General features: G+C 39.9%; 22 protein-coding genes. 11 read left to right on the forward strand and 11 right to left on the reverse strand.

The genetic code is table 11. The annotated features are described in order from the left end of the window. The first annotated feature begins 223 nt into the window (after window positions 1-223). Window positions 224-469, forward strand: a complete 246-nt coding sequence (locus I6J02_RS05725) for a helix-turn-helix domain-containing protein (protein ID WP_002999910.1) — start codon at window positions 224-226, stop codon at window positions 467-469. Window positions 470-685: 216 nt separating this feature from the next. On the opposite strand, the gene I6J02_RS05730 is transcribed toward I6J02_RS05725, so the two are convergent. From I6J02_RS05730 to I6J02_RS05750, 5 genes are all read right to left on the reverse strand, one after another. Further along, on the reverse strand, window positions 686-1,453 hold the full coding sequence (locus tag I6J02_RS05730) for an exodeoxyribonuclease III (RefSeq protein WP_201680836.1): 768 nt from the start codon (window positions 1,451-1,453) through the stop codon (window positions 686-688). A gap of 73 nt (window positions 1,454-1,526) precedes the next feature. Continuing rightward, complete coding sequence (locus I6J02_RS05735; RefSeq protein WP_201680837.1) at window positions 1,527-2,282, reverse strand: peptidylprolyl isomerase; 756 nt, start codon at window positions 2,280-2,282, stop codon at window positions 1,527-1,529. Between the two features lie 17 nt (window positions 2,283-2,299). Further along, on the reverse strand, window positions 2,300-2,647 hold the full coding sequence (locus I6J02_RS05740) for a hypothetical protein (RefSeq protein WP_201680838.1): 348 nt from the start codon (window positions 2,645-2,647) through the stop codon (window positions 2,300-2,302). A gap of 92 nt (window positions 2,648-2,739) precedes the next feature. Continuing rightward, window positions 2,740-3,174 (reverse strand): low molecular weight protein-tyrosine-phosphatase, encoded by a 435-nt coding sequence (locus I6J02_RS05745; RefSeq protein ID WP_201680839.1) that lies wholly within the window; start codon window positions 3,172-3,174, stop codon window positions 2,740-2,742. 86 nt (window positions 3,175-3,260) lie between these two features. Then, window positions 3,261-4,826 (reverse strand): Do family serine endopeptidase, encoded by a 1,566-nt coding sequence (locus I6J02_RS05750; RefSeq protein ID WP_201680840.1) that lies wholly within the window; start codon window positions 4,824-4,826, stop codon window positions 3,261-3,263. 211 nt (window positions 4,827-5,037) lie between these two features. Between I6J02_RS05750 and dapF the strand changes: the two genes are divergently transcribed. Continuing rightward, window positions 5,038-5,817: a diaminopimelate epimerase gene (gene dapF, locus I6J02_RS05755; RefSeq protein ID WP_201680841.1), complete on the forward strand. Its 780-nt coding sequence runs from the start codon at window positions 5,038-5,040 to the stop codon at window positions 5,815-5,817. A gap of 109 nt (window positions 5,818-5,926) precedes the next feature. Beyond that, window positions 5,927-8,809, forward strand: a complete 2,883-nt coding sequence (locus I6J02_RS05760; protein ID WP_201680842.1) for a DEAD/DEAH box helicase — start codon at window positions 5,927-5,929, stop codon at window positions 8,807-8,809. 50 nt (window positions 8,810-8,859) lie between these two features. On the opposite strand, the gene I6J02_RS05765 is transcribed toward I6J02_RS05760, so the two are convergent. Both I6J02_RS05765 and gltX read right to left on the reverse strand, forming a co-directional pair. Next, entirely contained in the window at window positions 8,860-9,771 is a 912-nt protein-coding gene (locus tag I6J02_RS05765) for a sugar phosphate isomerase/epimerase family protein (RefSeq protein WP_236582314.1), read from the reverse strand. A 93-nt stretch (window positions 9,772-9,864) separates the two neighbouring features. Beyond that, window positions 9,865-11,391, reverse strand: a complete 1,527-nt coding sequence (gltX, locus tag I6J02_RS05770) for a glutamate--tRNA ligase (RefSeq protein WP_201680843.1) — start codon at window positions 11,389-11,391, stop codon at window positions 9,865-9,867. Window positions 11,392-11,514: 123 nt separating this feature from the next. On the opposite strand from gltX, the gene I6J02_RS05775 reads away from it, so the two are divergent. The 6 genes from I6J02_RS05775 (at window position 11,515) to I6J02_RS05800 (ending at window position 17,924) form a co-directional block, all read left to right on the forward strand. Continuing rightward, on the forward strand, window positions 11,515-12,750 hold the full coding sequence (locus I6J02_RS05775) for a sensor histidine kinase (protein WP_201680844.1): 1,236 nt from the start codon (window positions 11,515-11,517) through the stop codon (window positions 12,748-12,750). Further along, complete coding sequence (locus tag I6J02_RS05780; protein ID WP_201680845.1) at window positions 12,728-13,249, forward strand: DinB family protein; 522 nt, start codon at window positions 12,728-12,730, stop codon at window positions 13,247-13,249. The genes I6J02_RS05775 and I6J02_RS05780 overlap by 23 nt, the downstream gene beginning before the upstream one ends. Beyond that, window positions 13,242-13,670: a hotdog fold thioesterase gene (locus I6J02_RS05785; RefSeq protein WP_201680846.1), complete on the forward strand. Its 429-nt coding sequence runs from the start codon at window positions 13,242-13,244 to the stop codon at window positions 13,668-13,670. Before I6J02_RS05780 ends, I6J02_RS05785 begins: the two co-directional genes overlap by 8 nt. A gap of 301 nt (window positions 13,671-13,971) precedes the next feature. After that, window positions 13,972-15,243, forward strand: coding sequence for a sugar MFS transporter (locus I6J02_RS05790; RefSeq protein ID WP_201680847.1), 1,272 nt, complete (start codon window positions 13,972-13,974; stop codon window positions 15,241-15,243). 86 nt (window positions 15,244-15,329) lie between these two features. Beyond that, window positions 15,330-17,063, forward strand: coding sequence for a DUF4091 domain-containing protein (locus I6J02_RS05795; protein WP_201680848.1), 1,734 nt, complete (start codon window positions 15,330-15,332; stop codon window positions 17,061-17,063). A gap of 24 nt (window positions 17,064-17,087) precedes the next feature. Beyond that, window positions 17,088-17,924, forward strand: coding sequence for a DUF2911 domain-containing protein (locus tag I6J02_RS05800; protein ID WP_201680849.1), 837 nt, complete (start codon window positions 17,088-17,090; stop codon window positions 17,922-17,924). Window positions 17,925-17,967: 43 nt separating this feature from the next. On the opposite strand, the gene I6J02_RS05805 is transcribed toward I6J02_RS05800, so the two are convergent. After that, entirely contained in the window at window positions 17,968-20,892 is a 2,925-nt protein-coding gene (locus I6J02_RS05805) for an FAD-binding and (Fe-S)-binding domain-containing protein (RefSeq protein WP_201680850.1), read from the reverse strand. Between the two features lie 27 nt (window positions 20,893-20,919). Continuing rightward, complete coding sequence (locus I6J02_RS05810) at window positions 20,920-21,828, reverse strand: DUF1338 domain-containing protein (RefSeq protein ID WP_201680851.1); 909 nt, start codon at window positions 21,826-21,828, stop codon at window positions 20,920-20,922. Window positions 21,829-21,906: 78 nt separating this feature from the next. On the opposite strand from I6J02_RS05810, the gene I6J02_RS05815 reads away from it, so the two are divergent. After that, the gene (locus I6J02_RS05815; RefSeq protein WP_201680852.1) at window positions 21,907-22,794 is read left to right on the forward strand and encodes a LysR substrate-binding domain-containing protein; all 888 of its coding nucleotides are present in this window, start codon (window positions 21,907-21,909) and stop codon (window positions 22,792-22,794) included. 8 nt (window positions 22,795-22,802) lie between these two features. Here I6J02_RS05815 and I6J02_RS05820 read toward each other — a convergent pair whose 3' ends face one another. Both I6J02_RS05820 and cdaA read right to left on the reverse strand, forming a co-directional pair. Further along, window positions 22,803-24,047 carry a dicarboxylate/amino acid:cation symporter gene (locus tag I6J02_RS05820; protein WP_201680853.1) on the reverse strand — a complete coding sequence of 415 codons (1,245 nt, stop codon included), beginning with the start codon at window positions 24,045-24,047 and terminating at the stop codon, window positions 22,803-22,805. An 8-nt stretch (window positions 24,048-24,055) separates the two neighbouring features. Continuing rightward, window positions 24,056-24,841: a diadenylate cyclase CdaA gene (gene cdaA, locus I6J02_RS05825; RefSeq protein WP_002999975.1), complete on the reverse strand. Its 786-nt coding sequence runs from the start codon at window positions 24,839-24,841 to the stop codon at window positions 24,056-24,058. Window positions 24,842-24,968: 127 nt separating this feature from the next. On the opposite strand from cdaA, the gene I6J02_RS05830 reads away from it, so the two are divergent. Then, the gene (locus tag I6J02_RS05830) at window positions 24,969-25,685 is read left to right on the forward strand and encodes a pyridoxine 5'-phosphate synthase (protein ID WP_003012623.1); all 717 of its coding nucleotides are present in this window, start codon (window positions 24,969-24,971) and stop codon (window positions 25,683-25,685) included. The last annotated feature ends 24 nt before the right edge of the window (window positions 25,686-25,709 follow it).

The following is a 25,709-nucleotide window of genomic DNA, read 5'->3' on the forward strand; positions in this document are numbered from 1 at the left end:
GGATACTGTACATTAGAAATATCTGTTGAATAATTAGATATTTCTAAATGTATTCCGGTCGAAGTTCTTTCTTATAGAACCGGCTATAATTCTTCTTTCTTAAAATTTTAGCACAGATTTTGCAATTATCCCATAACTGCTATTAACCAATATCAATTGCTTCAAACAAAATATGTGGTACATGTATAGCATTATCGATTCATTTTTTTAACAATTTAAAGCTATGAAAGGAAAAACGAATATTACTCCTTTTGAGCAATCTGTAATTGATTTTGTAGTTAAGTTAAGGAACAGAAAAAACCTTACGCAACAAGACATTGCGACAATTTTGCATGTTGAAAGAACATTTATTACAAGTGTGGAAAGTAAAAACAGCAGAGCGAAGTACAACTTAAACCACCTCAATATGATTGCAGATCATTTTGGCATGTCGCCGAAAGATTTCCTACCGGAAAAACCAATAATATAATTTGGAATAACAGGTATGCCTCAATAAATCCAGTGGCAGTGAAGTATTCTGACAATGCGCACACTAAGTTAAAAGACCAAAGGAGTTCGAAATGGACTAACCTTGGTAATCCAACATCAGGGTTAGCCTTTTCGGATGATCTTGTAGTGACGAAAACTTTATCTGTTCTTTCTTATATCAATACTTATAGTGTCACTCTACACTCTAAAAATCTCTTTACTCACTTATTTCTACTACAACAGGGCAGTGATCTGAATGCATAGCATCATTCAGTAAGTACGATTTCTCAATCTGACTGGCCAATGGCGCTGATACCATATTATAATCAATACGCCAGCCCAGATTTCTTGCTCTGGCACCTGCTCTGTAGCTCCACCAGGAATACTGATGCGGCTCGGGGTTTAAGTGGCGGAAAGAATCAATGTACCCCGAATTAATAAAATTTTCCATCCATTCCCGTTCTTCAGGTAAAAATCCGGAAGTATTTGCATTGGATTTAGGGTTATGGATATCTATTGCACGATGGCAGATATTATAATCCCCGCATACAATAAGGTTAGGAATATCCTTTAGAAGATGATCGCTGTATTGCTGAAAATCATCTAAAAACTGATACTTGAAAGTTTGTCGTGTTTCACCAGTTGTACCTGATGGAAAATAAGTACTCATAACCGAGAATTTTTCAAAATCAGCCCGGATTATTCTTCCTTCAAAATCGTACAGCTCGTGTCCGCATCCATATTCCACACGTTTAGGAGAGACCTTTGTAAAGATCGCAGTCCCGCTATATCCTTTCTTCTGTGCAGGATACCAGTAATGCTCATATCCCAATTGCTCCAATAAAGCTATTTCAGGAATCAGATCTGGTGTAGCTTTTATTTCCTGAAGACAGATCACATCTGCATTCGTACTTTTCAGCCAGTCCAGCCACCCCTTTCTAAGAGCAGCACGCAGACCGTTAACATTATACGTAATGATTTTCACGAGAAAAAAATATAAAGTAAATCTTTAAATTAAATATTGATATAAGTTCTGATAGATTATTTATTCGGAGGTACTAATAATCTTTTCCTGAAAACATATCAAAAAACCGGGTTAGAAAACCTGTTTTAGGTTTCTCCCCTTTAAGTTCCAGTTCAAGGTTTAATGCTTCTCTTCGGGTTAACACTTTCATCGACATCCTTACATCATCTGTCGGTCTGTCCAAAGCATCTGTCTTCACTTTAGCAATTGTTTCCACAACCTCTACCCCATTCAAAAGTTCACCAAAAACGGTATAATTACCATCCAGATGAGGTGTTCCTCCAATAGTAGTATAAATTTTGCGTTGTGCTTCCGTAAACTTGCGCCCTTTTAATTTGAACTGTTCCAGACTATCCAGTCCGGCATTTGTAAATACACGGCCCTCAACCAGATAAAACTGAGATCCTGAAGATGCTTTAGCCGGATTGTTATCTCTTGCAGCCCCTATAGTCCCCTTTTTATGGAATAAGGTATCCCGAATTTCCGCATTGATCGTATATTTCGGACCTCCCTCTCCAAGTGCCTGTCCCTTTGCAGCGTGTCGCGAATCAGGATCTCCTCCCTGAATCATAAAATGATTGATCACACGGTGAAACAGCAGACTATCGTAATATCCTTCTTTCACCAGTTTCACAAAATTATCCCGATGTAGCGGAGTTGAGTTGTACAATTTCAACAGACATATGCCTTTATCTGTAGTGATGCTAACATACTTAAATTCAGGTTTAGCAGCCCAGACATACAGGCTGCATGTCATTACAAAAAACAGTAAAATTATTTTTCTCATCATAAAAGAGTAAGCAAAAGCTACATCATTTCCATTTCCTGGAAATAATCGACTATTAAAGATTTTATAATTAGTTCTTGTTCTAATAATGTATAATTCGGAATAGGTTTAATTAATTCCCAGTGTGGCCAGCCTTCCTGATCAACGCCCTGCAATTCATAAAATCCCATTGCACTAAAAAGCTTGCAGGTAGCGATATGCATCAGTTCCTCTTTCTCTCTTTTAGAGAATGTCTGAGGTCCTTTACCTAATTCCTGTACTCCTATCAGAAAAAGCATGACTTTGATATCCGGTATATCCATATCAAAACTTTCCGCCATCTTCCCCTGTAGCACAGACCAACTCTTATTCACTTGACTAGCATTCATATCTATAAACTCAAAAGTAAAAATTAAAAAGGTAAAAACCTTTACAGTAAACGGTACGTATTCTCTAACAGTTTGTTGATAACAAACGATCTTTACTTGAGCTCATTAATCAGTTCTGCACAACGTTTTTCAATCATTTTGTAGACAGGGTCAAACATTTTAGCATCAAAATAAGGGTCAGGAACAGCATTATCCGGAATGAATAATTTTACTTTCTCCCGCTCAGCCACAGAAGTAGTTTGTGCGATTACATCTTTATAATTTTGATTATCCATTACCAGGATATAATCATATCTATCAAACAGAGTCGGATTAAAATGCTGTGCTTTTTGTTTACTGATATCGATTCCGTATTTTGCTGCCACCGCTATCGACCGATGGTCCGGAGCCTGTCCGATATGCCAGTCGCCTGTGCCGGCAGAATCAATCTCCCAGTCTAAACCACCTTCATCTACTAAATGTTGTAACACGCCATGTGCTAAAGGAGATCTGCAAATATTCCCCAAACAAACCATTAGAATTTTCATGCTCCTAAATTACGATTAAATATTGCAATCAAAAAAGGGTTGCCAGATGTATGGCAACCCTTTGATTTTATCATGACAGTTTTCGTTTAATATTCCACCGGAACATTCAACATAACTGTACTGCCTCTTTCCGGCACACCTTTGATACGGATAATGTTACGATCGGTATCTCCTAATGCAGATTCTATATCATCTACACTATTTACAGGTTTACCATTTATTTCAGTGATGACCAAACCTCTTTCTACTCCAAAGTATTCAAACAGTCCACCACGATTCACTTGCGCTACCACAACTCCGGAATTAACACCCAATTCCTTTTTGCGAGCTGCAGAAGCGGGTACAAAACTAGCACCTAATTTATTGTAAATTTCGGTTGCACTTTTACTGGATCCTGAAGCCGTTTTCTTAGCGTCTTCTTCTGCCTTCAGTGTAACGGTTACATTTCTTTCTTTACCACCTGACTTGATAGTAAGATTGACTTTATCACCAGGACGAAGACGCGCTACACGTTCCTGAAGATCTGATGAAGAGTAAATAACTTTGTCTTCGATCTTCGTAATCAGGTCTCCCGGCTTGATTCCAGCAGCTTTAGCAGCCCCATTAGCTACTACATCCTGAACATAAAGACCGTTCAACTCATCAAGACCTTTTTGTTTAGCCAGTTCAGGTGACATTTCTGTAAATGTAACTCCGATCAAGCCTCTTTTTACTGATCCGAATTTCACAAAATCATCCATGATCTTTTTCATCAGATTCACCGGAATAGCAAAGCCATATCCTGCATATACCCCCGTAGGAGATGCAATAGCAGAGTTAATACCGATCAACTCACCGCGGGCATTTACTAAAGCTCCGCCACTATTTCCTTTGTTGATCACAGCATCTGTCTGGATGAAAGATTCAATAGCGGTATTAATAATCGGCTCTTCTGATTGCTGACCATAACCTCTTGGATATCCTTGCGGATTTTGTGATTCTCCTAAAATACCAATCTGACGACCTTTTGCACTCACAATACCAGCTGTCACGGTAGACTGCAGACTCAACGGATAGCCTACTGCCAGTACCCACTCGCCAATCTGAACATCGTCCGAATTTCCTAATTTAACGATAGGGAGCTTTGTCGCACTAACTTTCAATAATGCCAGATCCGTATTAGGATCACGCCCGATAACCTTAGCTTCAAAAGTACGCTTGTCCGTCAGCTGCACTTCTATTTTATCAGCATCTTCAACAACGTGATTATTCGTTACGATATAACCATCATCGGAGATAATCACCCCGGAACCCGAAGCCTGTTGTGGGGCACGAGGCTGTGATCTGCGCCCTTGAGGCATTCCGAAAAATTCTTCAAACATATCAAACGGTGATCCGGATTCTCCTCCTCTTGAACCTTTATTTGAATAGGTGGTTCGGATATGTACTACACCCGGAGATACCGCAGCAGCTGCCTGTGTAAAATCAGGGTTACCTGTTGAAGCCATTACTTCACCAGAGGGATTATTTGCATAGTAAACTTTTTGTCTTTCTTCGAAAGACATGTTGTCATAACGTTGATTCTCGAAGAGTTTATACCCTCCGATGGCAATCGCACCACCGAAGGCCGCTGTCATCAATGTTAAAGTGATTTTTTTCATATTATCTTTCATCTTGTGTCTTTTATTAATTTACCAAAAAAACGTTAACACTCATTATTTATAAATCTTATATTCAAATGTAATACCATTTGGCAGCTGTTGTCAAGTCATGTCAGTTAAAAAGTGTTAACAATAAAGCATCTTAAGAAGATTTTAACAAGATTTAACGATTGGCCAAATTATTGTAACAAGAATATTAAATTTGTAGCATATTTCAGCAAAAATGACAGATCAAATCAAATTTTATAAATATCAGGGAGCAGGCAATGATTTTATCCTGATCGATAATCGAAAAGGAGGCTTTGAGCGTTCAAATGAAGACTTAGTAAAACAATTATGCGACCGCAGATTTGGAGTCGGCGCTGACGGATTGATGCTCCTTCAAGATACGAAAAATTTTGATTTTGAAATGGTCTATTATAATGCCGATGGCAGAGAAGGCAGCATGTGTGGCAATGGTGGACGTTGTATTGTCGCATTTGCCCGTGACCTTGATATCATCCGTCAGAACACTGCCTTTTTGGCAGTAGACGGTCCCCATCAGGCTCAAATACATGACAACCAGGTCAATCTGCAGATGATAGATGTAGACCAGGTCACGAAAGATGAAACAGCATATGTTCTCAACACAGGGTCTCCGCATTTTATTAAAACAGTAAGCGATCTCAAAAATATGGATGTGTATAAGGAAGGATACACCATTCGTAATAATGATACCTATAAAAACGAAGGCATCAATGTTAACTTCGTCGAGAAAGAAGAAAACGGATATTTTGTACGCACTTTTGAAAGAGGTGTCGAAGATGAAACATTAGCCTGCGGAACAGGCGCAACAGCAGCCGCAATGGCAATGGCCATCGAAGAAAATCTGGAAGGACAGCTCGAAATACCTATCCGTGTATTGGGCGGACAGCTCTACATTAGCTTCTTCAAAAAAGGGCTTACTTTCAAAGAAGTTTACCTCAAAGGTCCTGCAAACTATGTCTTTGAAGGAAATATTTAAAACGGAACACAAAATTTATCTACATAAAAGGTAGATTATCTCACAAACCAACAAAAAAACCACAAGAATCACTATATTAGAAACCTTTTTAGTGATTTTTAGCTTTTAAATGCAGCAGACAAAAGATAATCTGAGTTACAAACTTGTTTATTCCTTAGGGGAACATCCATATCTGGGGTTCCTGATCGAACCGCACATTGTATTTTTGAATGCAAATGGCAGCTATTCGCTCAAATACAAACGGGTGTTCAGCAACACAGTGGATGAATTTGCAGACAAACTTGATGAAACGGACTATAAGCTTATCAAACTATTAGACGAAACAGAGCAAACCCACGTAATCAAACGCTATCACAAAAAAGCCGTTCGGCCAATAGATTTCTTTGCCAAAATATTTGACAAGAAATTTTACGATTATATCCGTCCGAAATTAGACAACAAATTGCTGAAGGTATTGGATCTTATCGGAGATAAACCGCTATTTTTAATGAGTAAAGATGGATATCCGGCAGAGCAGCAGCTACATCTTGCCCCTCTTCCGGCATCGGTATTATTCCATTTCCGGCGTAGCGAAGAAGAAACACGTTATTTCCCAACCATCAAGTACGATGACAACCGGATCGAATTTATGTTTAAAGATGCCCAGGTTGTTATCAATGAACAGGCCTGGTTGCTATTGGGAAACACACTCTATCATTTTGATCAGGCTGTGGAAGGGAAGAAACTAAGTCCTTTTCTCAATAAAAGATATATTTCAGTCCCGAGGGGAACGGAGAAAAAGTACTTTGAAACGTTCGTATGCGGACTTATTGAAAAATATCATGTCTACGCAGAAGGTTTTGATATCAAAACCTATCAGCACGAAGCCACACCGATCATCAAGCTGGTGCATCTCCATACCGGATCGCAATTACAGTTGTTATTTCAGTATGGCCCTTACCTTTTCGAATCCGGAGGTGAACATCGCGTCACAGTAAGAATGACCTATGATGAAGCTGAAGATCTCTACACTTTCCACCGCATAAAACGTTCTCTTGTATGGGAAGAGAAGCAATTTGCCCTTTTAGAAAAACTGGGACTGGAGAAAATCGATAAATTATTCAGCAATCTTATTCCAAACGAACAAAACGGAGGTGAGGTCAATACATTGGAGTGGCTTTCGAGGCATCAGGAACAATTGCTTGAATCCGGCTTCCAGGTTATTCAGGAAGAATCCGCAAAACGATATTTTATTGGGAAAACGGTTCTTGATATAGCCGTTGAAGAAGATAATGACTGGTTTGATGTTAAAGCAGTAGCTCGGTTCGGGCCATACGAGATCCCTTTTATACAATTAAGGAATAATATCCTAAATAACATTCGGGAATTTGTACTTCCAAATGGGGAGATTGCGATTATTCCGGAAGAGTGGTTCGCACAATACCAACATTTATTTCATTTCTCTTCCACAAAAAACGAGCTTAAACTTAATAAAGTACACATTGGGGTACTTAATGATATCAGTGAACATACCGCACTTACCTTCACACGTAAATTAGAAAAACTTGCCGATTTTGAAGAAATAAGTGATGTTGCCGAACCTAAAAATTTTAAAGGACAGCTACGTCCCTATCAAAAGGCAGGATATAACTGGTTTCATTTTCTGCAACATTATAAATTCGGTGGTGTGCTGGCAGACGATATGGGACTTGGAAAGACTATTCAAACGCTGGCTTTACTTCAAAAACAGAAAGAAGACACCGGAGAGGATGGACAGCCTCATACTTCTCTTTTGATTCTCCCGACTTCTCTGATTTATAACTGGCAAAAGGAAGCGTCTAAGTTTGCACCCAAACTCAGAATCCTGCTGCATACCGGAACCAACAGGATCAAGGATAACTTCTCCCTTTCACATTTCGATCTGGTGATCACTACATATGGTATTGTACGAAGTGACGAGGAAATGCTTGAAAAGTTTTACTTTAACTACATCATTCTGGACGAAAGTCAGAATATCAAAAATCCTGCATCCAAATCATTTAAAGCTATCAAAAGCCTTAAAAGCCGGCATAAGCTTGCATTAAGTGGTACGCCGGTTGAAAACTCAGTATCCGACCTTTGGGCGCAGATGCACTTCACCAATCCCGGATTACTCGGTACATTCACTTATTTTCAAAAGGAATTTGTACAGCCTATAGAGAAAAAGAAAGATGAAGAGCGGGCAAAGAAACTACAGTCTATTGTCAAACCTTTTATCCTCAGACGAACAAAAGATCAGGTAGCAACAGAACTGCCTCCTAAAACGGAGCAAATTATCTATTGTGAAATGACTGAAGATCAATCTGAAACTTATGAAAAGGTAAAATCCGAATACCGCAATGCATTGCTAAATGTTAATACTGAAGATAAAGCAAAAACGTCGCAGATAACATTGTTGCAGGGATTGACAAAATTACGTCAGCTGGCTAATCATCCAAAGATGATTGATGATGACTTTGAAGGAAATTCCGGCAAATTTGATTTGGTACTGGAAACCTTAGAATCTGTATTGCATGTTGGAAACAAGGTGCTTATTTTTTCTCAGTTTGTTAAGCAGCTAAGTATTTTCAGAACTTATTTTGAAGAGAAGGGAATTCAGTATGCTTATCTGGACGGTGCTACGAAAAACCGTTCGGAGGCCGTCGCTGAGTTTCAAAAGAATAAGAATACCAAGCTGTTTCTTATATCCATCAAAGCCGGTGGTGTAGGATTGAATCTTATCGAAGCGGATTATGTATTTATTCTCGACCCGTGGTGGAATCCTGCTGTCGAACAGCAGGCTGTGGATCGGTCGCATCGTATCGGACAGACCCGTAGTGTATTTATTTATAAGTTCATTACAAAAGATACTGTAGAAGAAAAAATACTGGCTATGCAAAACCGAAAAAGAGGAATTGCAAAAAGTCTAATCACTACTGAAGAAAGTTTCATTAAGTCCCTTTCACAGGAAGATCTGAAAGAACTTTTGGGATAAAAAAAGGCATAGGTATTTATAAGATTAAATACCTATGCCTTTTTATGGATTTACAATTGTTTTCTAAAGTTAACTACGCTCTCTTTCACATCTTCTTTATTGTTCTCCCAGTTGTATTCATATTCTGCAGAGATCATCCCAGCAAACTTCTGTCTTTTCAGTTCATTAATAACATCTTTCATTCCGATAACACCTGTTCCCCAATGTACGTCGTGAGCTTTCTTATCTCCAAATACATTCAGATCCTTGAAATGAACATGGAAAATACGGCCTTCCAGTTTTTTTAAGGATTCTACAGGATTAAGTCCCGAACGTACCCAGTGTCCTACATCTGCACAAGCTCCCATTCTTTCACTTTTACCTTTTAATAAAGTCACGATTTTATCCGGATTCCAATAGAATGAAGGATTAGGATGATTGTGTATGGCAGCTTTAATATCATATTTATCACACAACTGAGATACTGTCTCCAGGTCCGCTTCTTTTGGTTCACAATTAATAACCGGAATATCCATTGATTTTGCAAAAGCAAATATCTTTTCCCATTCTGCAGCATCTTTTCCGGATACTACCCCATATGCCTGAAGGGAAATATTCTTCTTCTTCAACAGAGCCTTAACCGCTTTCTTACTTTCTTCAGAAAGGTTATAATCCATCTTTCCTACAATTCCTCCGCCAATTTCCTGGCCAGGAAAAGCCTCTACATAACGCAGATCACAGCTGTCAATTTTATCTAAAGCCTGAGCAAAAGTAAAGAGTCTGAACGTGTAAGCCTGTGAACCCAGCTTCCAGTTTAATTTTTTCTCAGGATAAGTTGTTGTCTTTTTCTGAGCGTAAATCGATACTGTCGTTAGTGCAATCAGTGCACAAATAAGGAGTTTTATGTTTCTCATATTAGTAGTTTTTGCATCCGCAATGGGGATGGTTGATCTTCCAAATGTACCTATTTGGGCTGCATTCATAAAGTGAATAGTCTATCATTTCTGTTATAAAAAAGCCCGTCCGGAAATATTTGCATTCCGGACGGGCTTGTTCTTTTAGTACTGTGCTATTCTTTAGCTAAATAAAGGTAATGCTTTGCCAATACGTCGAATAACCTCGTCTTTACCCAAAAGTTCTGTTATCTGGAAGACATCGGGACCAAACTTTCCACCTACCAGCATAATACGGTATGGCATCATCAATTCGCCCATCTTAAGGCCTGAACTTGCTATTTTCTCTTTGAACAAGGGGTCTAATACTTCTGTTTTCCAATCAGATTGTTGTTCAAAATCATTTAATATTTCCTGAAAAAAAGCTGTTTTTTGTTCATTCCATTTCGGCTTTACAGCTTCCACATCGTATTGTTCCGGAGTTACAAAAAAGAACGATGCCTGTGTCCAGAAATCTTCAACATAGGTGAGACGCTCTTTGACAGCGCCTAATACGGTCAACATATATGCGTCAGTCTGTGTAGAGGGGTCAACCCCATGTTGTTGTATATTTTCTTTTATTTTAGGTAACAGAGCAACATCATCCGTACGTTTGATCCACTCATGATTGAACCATTTTGCTTTTTCAAAATCAAACTTAGCTCCAGCTTTGCTGACACGTGAAACAGAGAATTTGTCGATCAGCTCTGCCAATGAAAACAATTCCTGCTCAGTCCCGTCATTCCACCCCAATACTCCCAGCATATTAACAAATGCTTCCGGTAAAAAGCCTAATTCTCTAAATCCTTTAGTCAGATCTCCGGTCTTAGGATCGGTCCAGTTCATTGCATATACCGGAAATCCCAGACGATCACCATCACGCTTGCTCAACTTACCGTTACCATCTGGTTTCAGAATTAACGGCAGGTGTGCCCATTGAGGCATTTCAGCAGACCAGCCCAGATATTCCCAAAGCAATATATGTACTGGAGCAGATGGCAACCACTCTTCCCCTCTGAAGATATGACTGATTTCCATAGCTTTATCATCTACGACTACAGCAAGATGATAAGTCGGCATTCCGTCCGCTTTCAATAGGACTTTATCGTCTACAAGACCGGTTTCAAAGCTCACTCTTCCACGAATCATATCCTCAAAAGAAACAGTCTCTTCCTGAGGCATTTTGATACGAATAGTATGAGAATGACCTTCAGCCAGCAATTGTTGCGTTTCTTCAGCAGATAGACTCAACGAGTTACGAAGGATCATACGATTCTCATGACTATATCTGAAGTTGGGCTGAATCTTTCTTTGCTCATCCAGTTCCTCTGCGGTATCAAACGCATAGTAGGCATATCCCTTTTCTACCAACTGTTCTGCATACTGGCGGTAAGAAGGTTTACGCTCACTCTGTCTGTATGGACCATAAGCACCTTCTTTGGAAGGGCTTTCGTCTGGTACTATTCCGCACCAGGCGAGGCATTCATTGATATATTCCTCAGCTCCCGGGACAAATCTTGTCTGATCGGTATCCTCAATACGGAGGATAAATTCACCTTGATGCTGACGTGCAAACAAATAGTTAAATAAGGCTGTACGTACACCTCCTAAGTGCAGACCGCCGGTAGGACTGGGAGCAAAACGCACCCTAACTCTTTTTTGAGAACTCATACTGCAAAATTACCATAAAATTTTTTATTTGCGACAACTGTTATCTTCTGTTAAAGTTTGACCATATTTATCACAACTCATCTATTTTCCCTATTTTGCAGCATCATTTTGCAAAATCGGCGCATGAATCCTTATCAATACAATAAACAACGCTGGAAATTTTTATTACTGATTTTTGCAGCGATCATCGCTGGAGCATCTCTTTTCTACACCAATAATCTGGTCAAAAATCTGTCTGCATCCGAACGGACAAAAGCCCAGGTATGGGCGATGAGTACCAAAAGTATTATTACCATGCCCGATGTAGATGACGAGTTTATCACTTTCATCTATGCTGTAAGAGATAGTCTCGCACTGCCAGCCATTATCACAGATCAGAAGGATAACATTATATTCTGGAGAGATCTGGATCCTACTAAAACTAATATCAAACACAGCGAACAGGATTCTGTTGCAGCCAATACCCCGGTCTATGATCCCGGATACTTTCAGAAAGAACTGAAGGAAATGAAGCGTAGTCATCCGCCTATTACCATTAACCTGGATAATGGAGACCAATGGCAGGTATTTTATAAAGACTCTAATGAACTTATACAGCTCAGGATATTTCCTTATGTACAGCTATCCGTTATTGCAATTTTTCTTATAATCGCTTACACGGTATTTAATTCGATCAAAAAGTCAGAGCAAAACCTGGTATGGGTGGGTATGGCAAAAGAAGCCGCACATCAGTTAGGCACACCAATTTCTTCTTTAATGGGTTGGCTGGAACTTGTCAGAATGAGGTTTGATGCAGAGGATGATAACATTCTGAACGAAATGGAAAGAGATGTCAAACGGCTGGAGATTGTTGCTGATCGGTTTTCCAAGATCGGCTCCATACCATCCTTATCCAACTACAATGTATATACAATTGTGAATGATTTCATCAATTATTTCAGAATACGGACCAGTGATAAAATTACATTCACCCTTACGGGTGACACCCATATTGAAGCCAAGCTTAATGCACCTCTGTTTGACTGGATCCTCGAAAATCTGCTCAAAAATGCAGTAAATGCTATTGAATCAGAAGGGTTAGTCAGTGTTAACATTTCAGAAAACATTGCAAAAGAAGAAATTTTTATAGACATTAGTGATACGGGAAAAGGAATTCCGAAATCAAATTTTGAGACCGTCTTCCAACCGGGCTTTACAACCCGTAAAAGAGGATGGGGGTTGGGACTGAGCCTGACCAAACGTATGGTAGACTATCATAAAGGACAGATTTTTGTCAAAGAATCCGAAATAGGAAAAGGAACAACATTTAGAATAGTATTAAAAAGTAATTTAAGATATGAACCCACTCAAATCGGATGAGTATCCGGCAATCTATGCGGACTACATTGAAACTATTGTCGGAGACGTAATGGAAGTCCTGGAAGAGCAGCTGAGCACTTTTCCTGCTTTTATTTCATCTATCCCCAAAGAGAAAGAGCTGTACAAATATGCAGAGGATAAATGGTCGATTAAAGAGGTATTGTGCCACATTCTGGATGCAGAACGCGTCATGTCCTACCGTGCATTGCGGTTTGCAAGAAATGATATGACTTCGTTACCTGCATTTGAACAGGAAGAGTTTGTACAAAACGGACGGCACAATGAGCGCACACTGGAAAGTATAATTGAGGAGTTCAATTATCTCAGACGATCAAATTTATCCTTGTTTCATACTTTTAATGAAACGGAATTGAATCGTAAAGGGATGGCTTCAGACCGTCTCATCAGTGTTCGTGCATTTGTTTATATTGTAGCCGGCCACTTGAACCATCACAAATTTATTATACAAGAACGTTATCTTAATCCTGACAATGAGTAGTATCTGGTTTAAAGAATATAATCTGGATGAACTAAACGTCATATTTGAAAAAAATATGACTGGTTTTCTGGGTATTAAAGCAACTGAACTGACAGAGAACAGCATTACGGCAACTATGCCTGTTAATGAAAAGACTAAACAGCCATTTGGACTTTTGCATGGAGGAGCTTCTGTAGTATTAGCCGAATCTGTAGGAAGCATTGCTTCTAATATGGTTGTCAATGACGAAAAATATATGGGCGTAGGATTAGAGATTAATGCAAATCATATACGGTCAGCAACAGATAAAGAGGTAACAGCTATATGTAGCCCCTTACATATCGGTGCTACAACACATGTCTGGGATATACGGATTAATAATCATCGCGGGCAATTGCTTTGCATATCTAGACTTACGGTTGCTATTGTTCCAAAAAGATAATTTGTTACAAAACTTTTTAAAAAATACATTGTCTAATACGTATATAAACCATTTTCTTGGTTTTGTGATACGGTTTAGGTTTTTAGAGCGGTTCCACCCCCTGGATTCGCTCTTCTTTTGTAATATCCTTAGTATAATTAATATAAAACTGAGGTTTTTTTATTAATATTATAAGATTTTTTAACCTGTCTATCGATTTAACAAACGTTTGCATAAACATTTGCATTTAAAAAGTGAAATTATTTCAGTAGCCTTGTAATAAAGATTTTTTCCAACAATAAAATAATCTATAATCCTAAACATGGAACCACAAAAAACTAATCAACAATCTACTCTGGGCCCAATGATAATCATTGGCTCGCTTTTTTTCATCTTCGGTTTTGCCACGTGGCTTAACTCTCTTCTTATTCCATACCTGAAAATAGCATGTGAATTATCCGAGTTTCAATCGTACCTGGTGACTTTTGCTTTTTACATTGCGTACTTAGTGATGGCGCCTGTATCTACACGTGTACTTGACAAATTCGGCTTCAAGAAGGGGATGTCTATTGCGCTTGGCATTATGGCAGTAGGTGCGTTGTTATTTATTCCGGCAGCCTATATGCGTACCTATGCGATCTTTTTGATTGGTTTATTTGTTATGGGCGGAGGTTTGGCCATTCTTCAAACCGCATCTAACCCCTACATCACTATTATAGGTCCTGTCGAAACAGCTGCACGCCGAATCAGTATCATGGGTATCTGTAATAAATTTGCCGGTGCTCTTGCCCCTATTATTCTGGGGATGTTCCTGAATCTTGAACAAGCAGATCAGGTTACAAAACAGATGGACAGCATGACGCCTGAGCAACATGCCGCAGCACTGGATCAAGTTGCTCTTCAGGTTGTTAACCCTTATATCGGTATCGTTGTAGTGTTACTTATTCTTTCTATATGGATTTCATTTTCAAATTTACCCGAAGCAAAAGGTAATGAAGAAGAGACATCGGATCATCACCAGGTCTCAGAAGGCAAGAAGAGTGTATTCGATTTTCCACATGTTATATTAGGTTTTGTTGCTCTATTTCTCTATGTAGGAGTCGAAGTACTAGCCGGTGATAGTATTATAGCCTATGGAACATCTCAGGGCGTAGCATTGGGCACTGCCAAATTCTTTACATCCTTCACTATGGGTGCAATGGTTGTCGGTTATCTTATCGGAATCGTAGCTATTCCTAAGTATCTGTCTCAGGAAAATGCACTTAAATTCTGTGCAATATTAGGCGCTATTTTCTCTATGGGAATTGTATTTACCAATGGAATGGTCTCCCTGACTTTTGTGGCATTACTTGGTTTTGCAAATTCATTAGTATGGCCGGCAATTTGGCCGCTTGCACTTAAAGGTGTAGGTAAGTTTACCAATGCTGTTTCAGGTCTGTTGGTAATGGGTATTGCCGGAGGGGCAATAATCCCGCTTCTGTACGGAAAACTTTCGGGATTAATTGGCTCACATCAGGCATACTGGATTGCACTGCCATGCTATCTGTTTATTTTATATTATGCCGTATCAGGCCACAAAGCAGGTAAAGCATAAATTCAATCTTTGAAATTTAAACTTTTTAAAAGCAATTATAAACATGTATTATAATTGCTTTTTTAGCATAATTACAACTTAATACTATGAGCATTAAACCTTTTTTAACAGGTCTGACCCTGTTTTGTTCCACCTTATTGTTCGGGCAGATCGGACATGAGTCTGCTGATCCGAAACCCGGTAGTTCTGCTAATTGGAAGACCGTTAGCCCCGACATTAATCTTTCCTTTTCATCAACCAATTTTAGTCACTCCAAGACCACGCCCCCTCAGCAGCAGGCATTGACAAAATCATGGACTCAGAAAGCCTGGAAAGGTGAGAAAGTCGGAATACAGGCCGTGCTGTGGTCTTCAAAAGATTTTCAGGATATCGACTTGTCTGTAACAGACCTGACCGCTGCTTCTAAAAATACCATCAGCGCAGATCATATCACCATCAGCTATGTAAGTTATGTTATGTCGGATCTTATTGGAAATCTCAAATCTGGTTGTGGTATCAGCGGAAAACTGGATTCTATCTTAGTGGCTGACCGTATTGAAAACGAACAACACTTTCAATATGAGAAAAATACAACCCGCCCGATATGGATATCTCTGGATATTCCGCAGAACACCAAAGCTGGCATCTATAAAGGTAAGGTCATAGCAAAAAGTGGTAATAAAGCTCAGGAAATCAATTATAGTATAGAGGTTCTGGATCATACACTACCCACCAGCGACCAGTGGCAGTTTCACCTGGATCTCTGGCAGAACCCGTTCTCTACCGCACGTTACTATAATGTAGAGCCCTTTTCAGATAAACACCTGGAGATATTAAAACCCTACATGCAGAAGTTAGCCAGTGCCGGACAAAAGAGTATTACCGCCAGTATTATTCATGATCCCTGGAACGGACAGACGTATGATAAATATCAGACGATGATCAAATGGATTAAAACGAAAGATGGCAACTGGAAATACGATTACAGCAATTTTGATAAATGGGTCAAATTTATGACCGATCTGGGCATGGGTAAATTCATCAATTGCTACAGCATGATTCCCTGGGATCCAAAATTTTACTATGAAGATGAGGCTACAGGAAAGACGACCTTCTTAAAAGCGGCACCGACCTCCGAAGAGTATAAAAAACACTGGCTTCCTATGCTGAAAGATTTTGCCCGCCATTTAAAAGAGACTGGTAATTTTAACCGTACTACTATTGCTATGGACGAAAGACCTATGGATCAGATGCAAAGTGCCATTGCTATTATTAAAGAAGCTGATCCTTCTTTCAAAATCTCGCTGGCTGGAACATACCATAAAGAATTGTCAGACGATCTGGCAGATTATTGTATCACGCTGAAGGAAGACATGGATAAAGAAGTCTTGGAAAGCAGAAAAGCCAAAGGGCTTACTACTACTTTCTACACCTGTTGTACCGAACCCTTCCCAAATACATTTACCAGTTCAGGCTACAGTGAAGCCACATGGCTACCCTGGAATAGTGTACAGCGCGGATTTGACGGATATCTCCGTTGGGCCTTTGACTGTTGGAACAAAAATCCTAACTTAGATACGCGTTTCGGGACCTGGCTGGCAGGTGATGCGTGGTTTATCTATCCGGATGTAAAGACTTCAATCCGTTTTGAAAAACTCATTGAAGGAGTACAGGATGCAGAGAAAATCAGAATTATCCGAGAAAAGCTTAAAAAGGAAGGCAAGACTGCCGAACTTAATAAGTTAGAGTCTGTTATTCAGGGATTCAATAATAAAAATATCCATCAGAATACGATTCACGATCAGGTAATAAAAGCACGTGAATACCTGAATAGCTTATAATATTTAAGAATACACTAAACAGATATGAAAAAGTCAATTTTAACATTATTAGTTGCTTCAGCTTTAGCTTTCGGAGCTCAGGCGCAACTGAAAATACCTCAGCCGAGCAGTGCTACTGAAGTTAAGCAGGCGATCGGGATTCACAACGTAGTATTGAATTATAGCCGCCCGAATACAAACGGACGTACTATTTTCGGTGATCTTGTGCCTTACGGACAAGTGTGGCGTACAGGTGCGAATACCGTGTCAACACTGACATTTGAAGAAGAAGTAACTGTTCAGGGAACAAAAGTTCCTGCAGGAACTTATGGGATTTTCACCATTCCTAACAAAAATGAATGGACAATTATTCTGAGCAAAAACAGTAAACAATGGGGAGCATATACGTACAAACAAGAAGAAGATCTTGTACGTTTCAATGTGAAACCGACTACATTAGCGAATAAAGTAGAAACGTTTACCATTAGTTTTGATCAGGTAACGACGACTTCAGGAGTAGTGAGCATCGCATGGGATAAAGTCTTCGTACAATTCAACATCAAGGTAGACCAGTCAAAAGAAATATTAGCTTCTATTGATCAGGCAATGCAAGGTGAGAAAAAACCTTATTTTCAAGCTGCATTATATTATTTCAACAACAATCTGGACATCAAAAAAGCAGTTGAATGGGTTAATATTGCAGATCAGGGAAATACTGAGGCTCCGTGGATTAAATACTGGAAGTCACAGATTCTGTTAAAATCCGGCGATAAAAAAGGTGCCGCAGAGACTGCTCAACAAGGTATTGACATGGCTAAAGCGGGTAAAAATGATGAATATATCAAATTAAACACACAGGCTTTGAATAACGCCAAAAAATAATATTGCGCATCAGCACAAATAATAATGCCCGGAAATCCGGGCATTATTTGTTTAATAAGGCATCGTACAGTATCTCGACAGGATGCATCGCTTTTACACCTGTACCATCTTGGATCTGATGGCGACAACTTGTCCCCGGAGCAGCAATAAGCTGTTGTGCAGCTTTATTTCTCACCTCTGGAAATAGGACAAGTTCACCGATCTGCATAGACACGTCGTAATGTTCCGCTTCGTATCCGAATGAACCAGCCATCCCGCAGCATCCTGAAGCAATTAATTCTACATCATAATGTGCAGGAAAACTTAATATCTTCTCAGAGGTTGCCTGAAGTTTCCAGGCCTTTTGCTGACAGTGTCCATGAAGTTTGATGGAACGTTGTTCCTGCGAAAATTCCGAACTGGAGATTTTACCTGACGAAATTTCTTTCAACAGAAATTCATCAATCAGCAAGGCATTAGCGGCTACCTTTCGGGCATCTTCCAAGAGGTATTCATCTACAAGATCTACATATTCATCTCTGAAAGTCAATATCGCAGACGGTTCTACTCCTATCAGAGGCGTCTCAGCCGTAATCCTCGATTTAAAAATATTGATCTGTTGCTCCGCTATTTTCTTTGCTTCACGCAGAAAACCTTTAGACATCAGCGCTCTTCCGCTCTGCGGATGAGGAATCATTAAGACCTCATAATGCAAGCCTTCCAGCAGCCTTATGGTTTTCTTGCCTAATTCTACATCATTATAGTTTGTAAATTCGTCGCAAAAGAAATAGACTGTACCTCTGATTTCTTTCGTATAAAGAGGTTTCTCCCGCGACAGGAACCATTTTCTAAGACTAAGAGTGCCAATGGTCGGGAGAGAGCGTTTCGGAGCAATGCCAACAGCTTTTTTAATCAGCTTACTTATCCATGCATTTGATACAGACCAATTGTAAAGCCCGGGGAAGAAAGAGCCCAATCTGGATACCTGATCTATATTAGCAATCATACGCGTGCGCAACGGTACTCCATTAGCATCATGATAAGCCTGTAAAAAGTCTGCTTTCAATTTAGCCATATCGACACTTGACGGGCATTCACTTTTGCAACCTTTACAGCTCAGACAAAGATCCATGACAGATTTGATCTCTTCATGATCAAAAGGATTTTCCTTTGTCGAGTGCGTGAGCATTTCCCGCAGTATATTAGCTCTTGCACGGGTAGTATCCTGCTCATTCCGGGTTGCCATATAAGATGGACACATGGTACCGCCTGAAATATGTAGTTTACGACAATCCCCGGAACCATTACACTGCTCCACATGTTGCAAAATGTTTTGTCCGGGATATCTGAATACCGATTTTATAGTTGCCACAGGCGCATCCGGCTCATAGCGAAGCATGGTATTCATAGCCGGAGTATCCACAATCTTACCCGGATTAAAAATATTATCCGGATCCCATGTCTTCTTAATTTCCTTAAGCAGATTGTAATTATGTTCGCCGATCATGTAAGCGATAAACTCACCCCTCAATCTGCCGTCACCATGTTCTCCACTTAATGATCCTTTATATTTTTTAACCAGAACAGCTATCTCTTGTGCGACCGTTCTGAACAGTTTATTTCCTTCTTTCGTTTTCAGATTCAGGATTGGCCGGAGATGCAATTCACCGGTAGCTGCATGGGCATAGTGTACAGAATAAAGCCCGTATCTGGCCAGTATGGTATTGAACTCCTGAATATACTCAGGCAGATCAGCCACATCCACAGCTGTATCCTCAATAACAGCTACCGCCTTCTCATCGCCTGGGAGATTACTCAACAATCCTAAACCAGCTTTCCGAAGTGCCCAGATCCGTTGCATATCCTTTCCGAAAATAACAGGAAAGTGATATCCCAGACCTTGCGACCGCATCTCATCCTCTACTACCTTCACTTTTTGCAGAATGGCTTCTTCATCATCTCCATCATATTCCACAACCAGAATGGCTTCCGGATCTCCTTCTATAAAAAAACGATTCTGACGTTGTTCCAGATTATTTTTGGTACACTCCAGAATATAATGGTCTATAAGTTCACAACTGCGCGGTTGATACTTTAAGGCGATGAGGTTGGCCCTCAGTGCATCCTGCAAAGTCTTAAAATGAATTCCGGCCAAAGCTGTTTTCTTTGTATGCAACGGATCAACGTGCAATTTGATCTCCGTAATAAAAACGAGGGTTCCCTCCGATCCGGCAATCAGTTTGCAGAAGTTGAATGGTTCGGTTCCTGCTGTAAAAGGATCCGTTTCCAGTAACAAATCAAGGGCATAACCCGTATTACGGCGAGGTATACTTTTCCGGGGAAATTCTTTTCGTATTTCTTCCTGATTACCATAATCGCCCAGTATGGTTTTCATCTGCTGATAAAGCTTGCCTTCAAGCGTTTTTAATTCACTTTTTGCGATGAACTGATCAAATGCCAGCGGTCCGAATTCAACTTCAGAGCCATCACTCAGCAATCCTTTAATGGCTATACAGTGCTCTCTTGCACTTCCATAGATCAGCGAATTGGAACCACAGGAGTTATTACCAACCATACCGCCGATCATAGCACGATTAGCTGTAGATGTCTCCGGCCCAAAGTAAAGCCCGTAAGGCTTCAGATACATATTCAATTCGTCACGTATCACTCCGGGCTGTACACGTACCCATGACTCTTCTTTATTGATCTCTACTACTTTTGTCCAATATTTAGACACATCCACAACAATCCCATTCCCTACCACCTGTCCGGCCAGAGAAGTGCCCGCAGTACGGGGAATCAATGCACTTTTTTCCTTCCTGGCAAATGCAATTAACTCCTGCAGATCTTTCACATTTCTGGGATAGGCTACAGCAGTCGGCATTTCCCGATATGCAGAGGCATCCGTTGCATAGAGTATCTTTGTCTGATTATCCCACAACAGCTCCCCTTCGAGTACTTCACTTAATATCCGAAGTTTTTCTTCCATATGCTCACCTGTTCTACCGAAGAGATATTACTTATTTTTTATTTGAGTTGTATAGGTACTTTCAAAGATTTTATCCGCATTATTGGTCTCGAATCCATCCCTGCGTTGTGCGGCTGTTATCTGATCCTTCGGCGTATCTTTAAATTCAGGCAATACACTTCTTTCCGCAAATTCTACATAACTTCCGGCGATCTGTAAAGTGACTCCATCCGAAAATTGTGCGTCATAAAGTGCCGAGACAGTACTGGACTGCCTCAATAATCCATCTTCACTGGTCTTAATCTTACCACCAGATGTATTCAGCTTGATTCCCAGTCCTTCTACAAAACTGTTAAATTCTTCCAATGTATTATAGCCATCTTTAAGTTCATGGATACTGATGGTATAATGATTCAGATAATACCGGTTGAAAATAACCCAGGCTGCATATTCACTTTCTTGAAGCAGACGTGTATAATCTGCAGACGAAGGGAGCTTCCACAAAGGTTTCTGAAGAAAATCTGCAGCTTCCTGACCATTTTCGAGATTCAGGGTATCAACAGGATCTGCTGTAATTCCATCTGTATATCTATGAATGATAGCCTGAGCCTCTTCACTCAATTGAGAAACTATAAGTTCAGAAACAAATATTCGCGGATAATCCGTACTCGGAGGTTTGAACCAGTACGCATCCAGTTTTTTTCCTTCAAAATAATAGTGATCCATTTTTTTATACCCATAGGCCAAAAAGATCTTTTCGAATGAGGCGATACCCAAATGAGGAACTCCCAGGGTACGGAAAGCAATATGATCATTTACAATATCTTCCTGTGAGGATACCACACCTTTCTGCAATAAAGCATCTGTAATCTGACCTACAGCAGTCACATTCTTTCTGTAATGCTCAAATAAATCGTTAAGGACGATATCTAAAGGTTTATTTTCTTCAAATTTCATGTTATTGCTCTTTTAGTACTACCATTTGACCAAATTTACCTATTTTCACCATAAGTAATGATTAATAAAACTTAAATAATGATAAGCAAAACTAATCAAATAGAATTACGTCAGCTTCGCTATTTCAAAGCTTTGGCTGAGGAATTACATTACCATAAGGCAGCGGATAAGTTACATATTTCACAGTCTGCACTGAGTCAGCAGATAAAAGTACTGGAACAACAACTGGGAGTAGCATTGTTCGACAGGCTAAACAAAAAAATATCATTAAGTGATCTGGGTGAATTATTTTATTCGGAAGCCATTCACATTTTACAACAGGTGGAGCGGAGTATGGAACGTCTGGATCAGTTCCACACAGGATCAGCAGGTACATTGAAGATCGGGTTTGTAGCATCGGCAATGTCTTCTTTTCTTCCGGAAGCGATTAAAAAGTTCCACACCGCCTATCCGGCGATACATCTTCGATTTGAAGAGATGAACAATTTTGAACAATTACCGGCACTGGAAAACGGAGACATCGACATTGGTTTTATGCGCTCCAATCAGGTCAGAGACCAGATGCATATTCTACGGGTATTCGAAGAGACATTCACACTTATCCTTCCCCGGAATCACCGTTTTGGAAACTATCATTTTAAAGATTTACGTATATTAAAGGACGAAGACTTTATTTTATTTCCAAATGCCAAAAGTGAATTTTATTTTCAGCAGATTGTGAATCTTTGCAGTGACAGCGGATTTTATCCCAGAATCACGCATCAGGCTATTCATGGCCCGACTATATTCTCCTTGGTCGGATGCGGCATGGGCATCTCCATTATACCTACTTCTTTAGCTCAGCTTCATACGGAAGATGTAACAGCAATTGAACTTAAGGCAATTCCACAGCGTACACAAATCTTTGCGGTATGGGATAAAAGCAATCAGAATCCACAGATACAGCGATTTATGAAATCCATCTGAATGTATTTCTATAATTCAGAAATAGCGTGCTGATACTTTTCCTCATCGAATTCCTTTTCGCTCTTTGCGATGACCACTGTAGCGACACCATTTCCGATCAGATTAGTGATTGCCCTTGCTTCACTCATGAAGCGGTCTACTCCCAGCAATATGGCCATTCCTTCTACCGGAATAACCTTGAGTGCTGTCAATGTACCTGCCAGAACAATAAAACCTCCGCCCGTAACAGCGGCAGCACCTTTACTTGTCACTAACAATATTCCGATAATAGTTAACAGTTGTGCAAAGGTCAGATCCACATGAAAAACCTGCGCTAAAAAGATGGTAGCCATAGACAGATAAATAGTCGTTCCGTCCAGATTGAAGGAATAACCTGTCGGAATCACCAACCCAACGACAGAACGGGCACATCCAAAGTCCTCCATCTTTTGCATAATATTGGGTAACACAGATTCGGAAGACGAGGTCCCCAATACGATCAGGATTTCTTCCTTTATAAATTTGAGGTATTTCCACAGGCTGAATTTATACATACGACAGATAATATTCAGACATACGAAAATGAATAGAATCATGGTGGCATATACCGAAAGCATAAGTCGCCCCATAGGCGCCAGTGCCTCTATTCCGTGTGTTCCTATTGTATAGGCCATTCCTCCGAAAGCGCCGAAAGGAGCCAGCCTCATAATCATCTTCATAATATTGAAGAGTACTTTTGAAAACCGGTCAAAGCTCCGCAGCAATGGCTGTCCCTGTTCACCAAGTTTTGTCAAGCCAAGTCCGAATAATATAGAAAAGAATAAGACCTGCAGGATATTTCCATCCGTAAATGCTTTGAACACATTGGAAGGAACAATATGGGTAAAAAATTCTATCCAGTTGATTTCTGCAGCTTCATTCTTATATTTCTGAATATCCGCGACCCCTTCATGATTAAAGTTGACTCCTCTTCCCGGCTCAGTGTAGTGAGCCACAAAAAGACCTATAATAAGTGCAAATGTGGTGACAATTTCAAAATAAAGAAGTGCTTTACCGCCTACGCGTCCTACCTTTTTCATATCTCCCATGCTGGCTATGCCGAGCACTATGGTTAAAAAGATGATAGGCGCAATGACCATTTTGATCATATTGATAAAAGTCTCACTGATGATTCTTGCTGTATCCGCAAAACCAGGGAAATAGATGCCTGCAAGGACACCTAAAATAATAGCAGTAAGAACTTGAAAGGTTAGGTTCTTAAATATGTTATGCATTGGTTAGGTTATAATTCTGCCTTCAAAAGCTCTTCCAGCTCTTCGTGTGTAATATTCATATTCACATTACCGTCCTTGGCAAAGGAAATCTCACCTGTCTCTTCTGATACGACAACGGCGATGGCGTCACTGATCTCTGTCACACCAATCGCTGCCCGGTGGCGTAATCCAAATTGCAAAGGCAGATCTTCACTATCTGACAGGGGCAATACACAACTTGCAGACATAATTTTGTTGTCTACAATTACCACCGCCCCATCATGTAAAGGACTTAGTTTATTAAATATACTTTCAATCAGCCGCTTGGAGATATGTGCATCTATAAGCTCTCCGCTACTCTGATAGTATTCTTCGTCAAAATATTTAGCAAAAACCAGTAAAGCTCCGGTTCTGGATTTGGACATACTGCGGCATGCGTCAATAATCGGTCTCAGAAATTCAGTATTTTCACTGGCAACGGCTTTTTTGTTACCTAAGAATGACCACAGGTACTTCTTCCGTTTCATGGATATATTCTTACCTACATGAAGCAAAAAACGCCTGATTTCCTGTTGGAATACTACAATCAGTGCAATGGATCCAACTGAAATAAATCCGCCAAAGATTTCTGTCAGCAAACGCATCTCCATCTGCTTGACAATAAGATATATCCCGTAAAATAACGCTACTCCTATAAGGATGTTAACAGCAATGGTTCCTCTTATCAGGCTGTAGACATAATAAATAATAATGGCCACCAGCAAGATGTCCACAATATCTAACAGCCTAAAACCACTTAAGAAACTCGAATCCATTTAAAATTGATATATCCCGCAAGTTAAAAAAAATCGACTAAAGATGTGTGTTAATAATTGACAAAAACACACAGAAGTCTCTCTTTATATTTATGTTTGTATACGCATACTCTAATTACATCTCATTATGACCAGATTATCTGTAAATATCAATAAGATCGCCACTCTTCGTAATTCCAGAGGGGGAAATAATCCGAGCGTATTAGCTGCAGCTTTAGCCTGCGAACGGTTTGGTGCTCAGGGCATCACCGTACATCCACGACCGGATGAACGCCATATCCGCTATACAGATGTGTATGATCTGAAAGAAAATATTACAACAGAATTTAATATTGAAGGCAATTGCAGGGAACAGAAATTTGTTGATCTTGTGTTAGCCAATAAACCGGCTCAGGTGACGCTTGTTCCGGACGAGGAAGGGCAGATTACATCCAATCATGGTTGGGACACCATTAAGCATCAGGCTTATTTAAAGGAAATGTGCAAGCTTTTTAAAGATCATGGTATCCGGGTGTCTATATTTGTAGATCCTGACCCGGAAATGGTAGAAGCCGCAGCAGAAACGGGCACTGACCGTATCGAGTTGTATACAGAAGCGTATGCAACGGCATTTCTGGATGAACGCGAAGCAGCTATACAACCTTATTTTAAGGCTGCCCAAAAAGCAAACGAAGTGGGACTGGGCATCAATGCAGGTCATGATCTGGATCTGAATAATCTGACTTATTTTAATCAGCATATCCCCGGTCTACTGGAAGTAAGCATAGGACATGCCCTTATAGCAGATGCACTCTATCTGGGTCTTGAAGAAACAATAAAGCGATATTTAGCCGCGTTAAAGTAATCCTTAACAAAGAAGGAATAAGAC

Origin of the sequence: Sphingobacterium spiritivorum (assembly GCF_016725325.1) — a bacterium.
In the GTDB taxonomy this organism is placed as follows: Bacteria; Bacteroidota; Bacteroidia; order Sphingobacteriales; family Sphingobacteriaceae; genus Sphingobacterium.